A 7,625-nucleotide genomic window follows, 5' to 3' on the forward strand; every position below is an offset into this window, starting at 1 on the left:
GACACGGGGCCGGGGGTTCGTTGCTCCCGCCGGCCCGGGGCGGGCGGGGGGCCACCCCCCGCCCCCCCGGGGGGGCCGCCCCCCCCCCCCCCCCCCACGACGGGATCAGACGGTGAGGACGAGCTTGCCCTGGAGGTGACCGCCGTCGAGCAGCCGGTGCGCGTCGGCGACGCGCTCGAACGGGAACGTCTCATGCACGTGGACCCGGAGCCTGCCCTGTTCAACGAGTTCGACGAGACCTCGCAGGGCGACCGGATCGGGTTCGACCGCGATGCCGCTGAAGCGCATGCCGGCCGCCTCGTACCTGGCGATGAGCTCCGAATCCTCCTCGGCGACCGCCGTCACCAGGTGACCGCCCGGGCGGAGCACTTCGAGCGACCGCTCGACGGTGTCGCCGCCGATCGTGTCGAGCACGACGTCGATGTCGCGGACCGCCTCGGTGAAGTCGACCGCCGTGTAGTCGATCACCTCGTCGGCGTCGAACCCCTCGACGAACTTCCGCTTGCTTCCGCTGGCGGTGGTGATCACGTGCGCGCCGAGCGCTTTCGCGATCTGGATCGCGACGTGGCCGACCCCGCCACCACCGCCGTGGACCAGGACGCGGTCGCCCTCCCTCACGCCGCCGAGGTCGACGAGGCCCTGCCACGCCGTCAGCCCGACGACCGGCAGCGCCGACGCCTCGACGTGCGAGAGCGACGCCGGCTTGCGTGCCAGGTGCAACGCCGGCGCCGACACGACCTCGGCGTACGCGCTCGCCGCCCGCGGGAACAGCGGCATCCCGAACACCTCGTCGCCGGGCCTGAACCGCCACGTCCCCGGTGCCTCCTCGACCACGCCGCTGATGTCCCAGCCCAGAATGAACGGCGGCTGGCCGATCAGCGGGAACTCGCCGGCGCGCAGGCGCGCCTCCAGCGGGTTCAGCCCGATCGCCTTGACGCGGACGAGAACCTCGGTCGGAAGGGGCTGGGGCTCGGGCGCGTCCACGATGGTGAGCACCTCGGGACCGCCGAGCGTCTGCTGGGTGATGACTCGCATGACTCTCCTGGCTTTGGAAGGGGAGAGGACCCAGGCTATGAATTTGATAGGAACCAGCAGGTACCTTCGGCGCAGGTACCTTTGGCGCCATGAGCGGTTTCGGTCCCGGGGATTCCTTTCTCGCCGACTGTCCGGCGCGTCTTGCGGTCGAGCTGATCGCCGACAAGTGGACGGTGGTCGTGCTCTACGGCCTCAGCAGGGGCCCGGTGCGCCATGGCCAGCTGATCGAGCTGATCGGCGGCATCTCCCGCAAGATGCTCACCCAGACGCTTCGACGGCTCGAGGCGCATGGACTCATCCGCCGCCACGCCTACGCCGAGGTGCCGCCCCGCGTCGAGTACGAGCTCACCCCGCTCGGGGCGACACTGATCGATCCGATCCACATGCTGACCGAGTGGGCGAGGGCGAACGGCGACGCAGTGCTCGATGCGCTCGACGCCGACCCCGAGCCGGTCGCCCATAGCGACTGAGGCCCCCAGTAGGGACAGCCCCTCCAGAATCCACCCCAGCCGGTACAGCCATCCAGCACCCCCCAGCCCCCTCAGTCGCGCGACTAGGTTCGCTGAGACAGAAGCCCGAACGACGCGGTTCACTGAGAAAACGACTCGATTGAGCGAGACAGGACACTCGGGGCGGTGGCGAGGGTCGAATGTAGTGCCGCCCGGGAAAGTTTGTTGTCCGCGGACAACATCCGAGGCGTCGATGAAGCCGGGGGTTACTCAGAACAGGGAGCCTGCCGAAAACCATGCACGCAGCAGCACTCGCCAGCTTGAGCCCATCAACCGGTTTGTTGTCCGCGGACAACAAACCGACTCTCCCCGCTTGCCAGCACGCCCTGGGCTAGGGGAGAAGCCCGCCGGCGGTGACGGTGGCTGCCAGGTGTCGCATGGCGGTGACCGGGATAGCTCAGAGCTCGGTGGACAGCCCAGCCGATCCGCCAGTCGCCATCCCATGCACACCCGCGATCGCAACGAACGCCGTCGGGTCTTCGTCGTCGGGTCTGCCAGACCGCTGATGAGCACCCGTCGTGCTACAAGAGCCCCGTGTGGTTGGCGTCGGCTCGGCGAGAAGCGTCGATCTCCACCGGTCTGGACAAACTATCCACTCCAAGAAGTGATCACTTGGCTCCGGTCCCACCCGTACTCGAGGCAGCTACTTGGTCGAGCTGGTCGGCGCAGGTTTCCACACCGTCTGATCCAACGGTAGGGACGCTCGTGGCCTGGTGTTCGTTGAAGAACTGCGTGGCGAACTCCCTACGGCTCCGGCATCCGGTCTTGTCAAACACCGCCCTCAAGTAGTACCGCACCGTGTCGGGCGAGATGTCCAGCAGCTCGGCAATCTCGTTTAGGGACCGGCCCAACAGCGTGAACTGTGCTACTTGCCGCTCTCGTGCTGTCAACTGGTACCGCTCCAGCAAGTGCATGAATCGTACGAACGAGCTAGCCGGGATGAAGGCAACCACGATCTGCGCGTCCTGGCCGGTCTGCGGCATCGCCCAGGCCTGAACCTCGATGAGGGTCCCATCGGCTAGTTCTTCCAGCGCGATCTCGGAAGACTCTGCACCGGCATCCCGGGAACGCCCGGCGAGGTCAATGACCGAGTCGGGAAGCGTCGGGACTGCGGACATGCCCTTAAAGCGTGCGAGCCAATACTTGGCGGATGGCGTGTAGGAAACTGGCCTGAGGTCCCTGTCCAGGAACACCAGGCCCGGAACGGCGAGCGTTTCGTTCCCGTGAACCGGCTGATGCTCAGCCGAGTCCGCGTCGTCTGCCTTTACAGGCTGAGGGCTGGGGGATCGTCGAATGACGGCTTCGGAGACGTCCAGGTTCTCCGTGCTCTGAGCGCCTACGCGCATGCAGCCGAGGAAGCGCTCGAACTCTTGCGCGACCCCTGCCTGATCGGAGTGCAATTCGTCGATCGCCTGTGCGGCTTCGCGGAGACGGCGGCGAATGCTCATGTGCCCCCTCCTTCCTGTCCAAGTATGGCCCGAAGAGTCTCGTGGGCTTGGTGGACATGGGCACGGACCGTAGCTGGAGCAATACCCATGATCTCTGCGATGTCCTTGTAAGGCAGGCCAAACTGTGTCCGCAGCGCCAGTGCCTCCTGTTGGCGAGGGGGCAGTTTATGGACCGCGGTGAGGATGTCCATTCTCTGGTCACACAAGGGAGTGGGGTCTGGGTGGACCAAGTGGCTGTCCGCCAAATCGGCGTCCACAGACAGTCGTTCACGGTGCAATGCCTGCCGTGCATCGTGCAACCGCTGGCCCGCTACCTTGAACAGCCATCCGGTCGGGGGATCCATAGTCCGCACCCGTTCCCAGTACCTATACGCGCTCATCATGGTCATCTGCACCGTGTCGTCGAGGATGCTCGACTCGGCCTCACGCCAGATGAGGAAGCGGCGCACCATGGGCGCATAGTGGCGAAAGAACTCCTCGAACCCGGGAGGGCCCCGCCAGCCAGCGTTGCAATCGTCGCCCTCTCTTGGAGGCATCGGAGACCAGGAGTCATTCATCCGCAGCCCCATCCACGGACGAGTCCGAAGAGACTTCATAACTGCGGTGCCAGCCACCCTGATCGGTGATGCGTACCCGGCCGCTGCCTCCGATGTGCTCCAGTACCCGCACGGTCGTCGTCCGGTGAGCCCTCTCAACGAGCACGATGCCGCACGAACGCGCAATCTCCTGCACGACGTCCCACAGGCCAGGTCCGCTCCGTCGGCGTCGTAGGCGCCAGACGGCACCGAGGCAAAGCAGCACCGCAGGCCCACCAGCTGAGATCACGTGCCCGTCCATCGTCCATCCTCCGCACACTGCCAGTTCCCTCCGCTGGCCCTGACAGAAATAAGGGCGGACAGCCCGAAAATGTGTAGTCGGGAAGCCGGGCCTCCCAGGGCTGCCCGTCACCGAGACGCAGGAAGGCGCGCTTCCCCCGCGACACTTCGCGGGGGAACCGCGCCTTCCTCTTCATCAGGGCACCCAAGTCGCGGGTGAGCCGTGGTCGGGATTGGGGATGCTGGCGGCTGTCACCGGGGCGGCCGGGTGCAGCATCGAGGTGATCGGGACAGCTCGGGGCTCAGTGCGGGGACTGCAGGGCAACGGCACCGGCGCCTGCAGGTTGTCCCTCAGCGGTGATCAACTCACCCAATCCAATCCCAGGCGGAGGGGGCGACCGTCGCGGGCCGGTGCAGCAAGGGCTCCTTTCTCGCACCCTCTCGACGGCCGTCGGAATACGGTGCTCTACCAGCGCCACCACCAGTAGATGCCGTTCTTGGCCACCGTCAGTGGCGCCGGTCCCGTGGTGCGGTGCCAGTGTTTGTCGTAGAAATTCCAGTACAGCTGGGCGTATTTCCCCTTGGACTGTTGCCAGAGGTCGGTGTGGCTCAAGCCGTCGAACCACGGGTACTCGACCTTGTGCCCCCAGTTGCTGTGAGCCAGGTCGATCGCGGAGGGCAGCGGGACGTACTTGTCATCACCGGAGCCAATCAGCGTCCAGTCTGTGCCCATCGCCGACTGCGGGTTGCGGCCGAGAGACTTCAGGAAGTCGCTCCCAGGGGCCATCTGCCGGCACTGAAGTTTGAACTTGCAGAGGTCGGTGTAGCGTTGGTTCGCCCCGTCATGCGGGGTGCCCAGCGTGGCTACGTCTTCGACGTAAAGCTTGGGCGGGGCTCCATGAACATGTTTGGCCACCGCGTCAAGCGCGTATCGGGTGATCAGCCCACCCATCGAGTGAGCGATGATGTCTACCGGCATTCCTCTGAGGGTGTAGTGGTTGTAGATGTCCCAGGCAAGGTCAAGGCCGATCGTCTCCAGAGGGGTGTTGAGGGTCCCTGGATGCTGGAACGTGCAGTTGCGGTCCCGGTTGTAGTAGCCGAAGGTGACCAGTTCCCCGCGCCAGCCGGAGCCCTTGATCGCCTGCATCGCGTTCTTCCACTTCGCGGCACAGTTCGTGTTCGCCAGGCCGTTGATGCCGTGCACGAAGATGACTGGACGTGCGGCGCTGTCTTGACGAGGCGGGGCGGCGGCCAACTGCGCGGTTTGCTCAGCAGCGGTGGATGCGGCCACCGTTGCAGCTCGCACAGTGGGGCGGGCCGGTTGGGCTTGCGCCGTGGAGGCGGTGGCGGCGAGGCCGCCTACGCCAAGGGCGAACGCCATCGCGGTCGCGGAGATCTTCCTGCGCACGGACATGTGGCCTTTTCTCCCGTTCGTGGTCCAAGGGCGGTACGGGGTGAACCGCACCGCCCGCCTTGTGTCATTGAGTGCGTGTTTTCCAACCCGGAAGTGCTGGTCAGCGCAGCAACCGCCGACCATCCAGGTATGTGTTGAGGCAACCTGGCTGAACGTGCGCCGGGATCCAGGGCCCCGAAGCGGTACGGCCCGAGCGACCTTCCCGAACCAGCCGTACCAACCGCCATACGTATCGGGTATCTCGCGATGTCTCGGGACGTCCCGGTCTGTGACGTGCGGCGATGTGTGCATGGCGAGACGGCTTCTCGGGAACGCTCGCCGTCTCGTCGAGGCGGGCGTGGCGTCGGTGGCCGGATTCGTGTGGCGGAACGCGGCTTCGAGGCAGGCGGGGTCGCAGAGGAAGCCGGGCTTCCAGGAGACTCATGGCCAGGGGGATGCCATGAGATGGAGAGAACTGCCGGAGAGCTTGGATCCCAGCGGCCGACGACTTGTGCAGGAGTTGCGGCGGTTGAAGGACCACAGTGGTCTCACGCTGCAGATGCTCCAGGCCAAAACGCCCTTCAGCGGTTCGTCGTGGGAGCGGTACCTCAACGGCAAGACCCCGCCACCTGCGGCGGCCATCGAAGCGCTCGCCGGTCTGGCTGATGCTGACGCCTCATCGTTGCTGGCCCTGTGGGAAGCAACACAGGAACCTGGCGTCGCCACGGAACGCCAGCATCGCAATCGTGTCGCGGAGACGGGCCCCCAACAGGCTCCCGCCTCCTGTGCCTCATCCGTGGGCCTGAGCGAAGGCCGAGAGCGCGATCAGGGGCAGGAGAGGATCCACTCAGTGGCCCTGTCCCTCGTCGGAGGGGCCCTGTTGGTCTCCGCCGTCGTTTCCGGGTGGCTGATCACCGACCGCCCGAACGCCGCGGGCCACCTTTCGGGCACCACCACCGGAGTAGGCAAGTACAGCTGCGCCTATGTCCGGCACGGAGATCTGATGCTCGCCGGCAACAGCACCACCAACTCCGGCCTCGTCGCATTGAACAGCACGGGCCCCGACGTGGCGGAAGTCCAGTGCCTCCTGCGCCGCCATCGTCTGTCGCCGGGCGACGTGGACGGCTACTTCGGCAAGCGGACGGAAGCACAGGTGAAAAGGCTGCAGCAACAGGACCACGTTTCCTCCGACGGAATCGTTGGTGAGCAGACCTGGTCCTTACTGCGCCATGTGGAGTGACCGCGTACCGCAGCGAGAAAGGATAGGCCCGAGCGATGAGGCACCTACCCGGGAGATCCCGATGGCGGACGTTGCCCCAGACCCTGCCCGCCGCGTACCGGGAACTGGTCAGCGACCTGCGTCAGCTCAAGGACCGTAGCCGTCTGAGTCTGGCGGGGCTGGAGCGGACCACCGCCATCAGCAAGTCGTCCTGGGAGCGCTATCTCAACGCCAAACAGTTCCCTCCCCGGTATGCCGTGCAGGCCCTGTGCCAGGCGGCACAGGTGAACGAGGAAGCCGTACTGCCTCGGTGGGAATGTGCGGAGGCGGCATGGAGCCGCCGCGGTCACACCGCTTCCCCGGCCGAACCCGAGCAGGACCGGAGCACCGCTCACCCGGAGAGGAGCACCAACGACAAGGAGTCGAAAGCCACTCGCAGCGTCGTGCATCGAGCGCTGCTCGCTGCTTCTGCTCTGGTCACCGCACGGCCTTGGGCCACTACGGCGGGAGTCCTCCTCCTGTGTACGGCGATGGTCGCACCCGCCGCAATCATCCACGCGTCCTACAGAACCGGCCCATCGGCCGCCGCGCGCCCACCCATCTGCCGGCTACGTTCCTGCGAGGGCCGTGATCCGCTGACCACTGCATGCGAAGATCCCATAACGGTGGGTTCACGCACAGCGGCCGACGGCACCCGGCTGGAAATCCGCCTCAGTCCGAGCTGTCAGGCGGGGTGGGCGCGCAGTTGGCCTACACACCGCGGTTTCCGTATCGAAATCGCCAGTCCTGACGGGCATCCTCAGGCCGTCACCGCTCGAACCGCCCGCCCGACGGCCGGAGAAATGATCACGACCACCATGATCGCTGCTGCGCACGCCGTGGGACTGCGGTGCTGCTACTTCCCTTCGGCCGGCCGGCCCGGCCGGGAGTGTTTCAACGCGGGTTCCTGAACTTGATACATGCGGCGCCGCCGCCTGATCCGGTCCACGGGAGCGGCTACTACCGGGCGCGAAGTAACACCGGCCCTCACGGGAAAGACCGGAGGCCGGAAGTCGCCGCCGCGACGACACCGCAGGCGGCACGGCTCGGCCAGGCTCGGGCTCGGCCGACTTAGTACTGCAACGGTGCTTGTCGTGACTGATGGCCAGGTCAGGGGCTGTGCCCGCGCCGCTTGTAGTGGCTGATGCTGGCCTGGTGTTGTCGTCG

7 protein-coding genes are annotated in these 7,625 nt (G+C 66.2%); 3 read left to right on the plus strand and 4 right to left on the minus strand.

Annotated features, from left to right (window positions below; all coding sequences use genetic code 11):
- Window positions 1–105: 105 nt before the first annotated feature.
- Window positions 106–1,035, minus strand: a complete 930-nt coding sequence (locus tag ACH47Z_RS35720) for an NADP-dependent oxidoreductase (protein WP_399081300.1) — start codon at window positions 1,033–1,035, stop codon at window positions 106–108.
- Between the two features lie 89 nt (window positions 1,036–1,124).
- Between ACH47Z_RS35720 and ACH47Z_RS35725 the strand changes: the two genes are divergently transcribed.
- Window positions 1,125–1,505, plus strand: a complete 381-nt coding sequence (locus ACH47Z_RS35725) for a helix-turn-helix domain-containing protein (protein ID WP_346177165.1) — start codon at window positions 1,125–1,127, stop codon at window positions 1,503–1,505.
- A 647-nt stretch (window positions 1,506–2,152) separates the two neighbouring features.
- Here ACH47Z_RS35725 and ACH47Z_RS35730 read toward each other — a convergent pair.
- The 3 genes from ACH47Z_RS35730 to ACH47Z_RS35740 form a co-directional block, all read right to left on the minus strand.
- Window positions 2,153–2,992, minus strand: a complete 840-nt coding sequence (locus ACH47Z_RS35730) for a helix-turn-helix transcriptional regulator (RefSeq protein WP_399081302.1) — start codon at window positions 2,990–2,992, stop codon at window positions 2,153–2,155.
- Entirely contained in the window at window positions 2,989–3,588 is a 600-nt protein-coding gene (locus tag ACH47Z_RS35735) for an RNA polymerase sigma factor (RefSeq protein ID WP_399081495.1), read from the minus strand. The genes ACH47Z_RS35730 and ACH47Z_RS35735 overlap by 4 nt, the downstream gene beginning before the upstream one ends.
- A 685-nt stretch (window positions 3,589–4,273) precedes the next feature.
- The gene (locus ACH47Z_RS35740; RefSeq protein ID WP_399081304.1) at window positions 4,274–5,221 is read right to left on the minus strand and encodes an esterase/lipase family protein; all 948 of its coding nucleotides are present in this window, start codon (window positions 5,219–5,221) and stop codon (window positions 4,274–4,276) included.
- 439 nt (window positions 5,222–5,660) lie between these two features.
- On the opposite strand from ACH47Z_RS35740, the gene ACH47Z_RS35745 reads away from it, so the two are divergent.
- Window positions 5,661–6,440: a peptidoglycan-binding protein gene (locus ACH47Z_RS35745; RefSeq protein ID WP_399081306.1), complete on the plus strand. Its 780-nt coding sequence runs from the start codon at window positions 5,661–5,663 to the stop codon at window positions 6,438–6,440.
- Between the two features lie 71 nt (window positions 6,441–6,511).
- The gene (locus ACH47Z_RS35750) at window positions 6,512–7,369 is read left to right on the plus strand and encodes a DUF2690 domain-containing protein (RefSeq protein WP_399081308.1); all 858 of its coding nucleotides are present in this window, start codon (window positions 6,512–6,514) and stop codon (window positions 7,367–7,369) included.
- Window positions 7,370–7,625 lie beyond the last annotated feature (256 nt).

The organism is Streptomyces sp. NPDC020192, assembly GCF_044388685.1.
GTDB lineage: Bacteria > Actinomycetota > Actinomycetes > Streptomycetales > Streptomycetaceae > Streptomyces.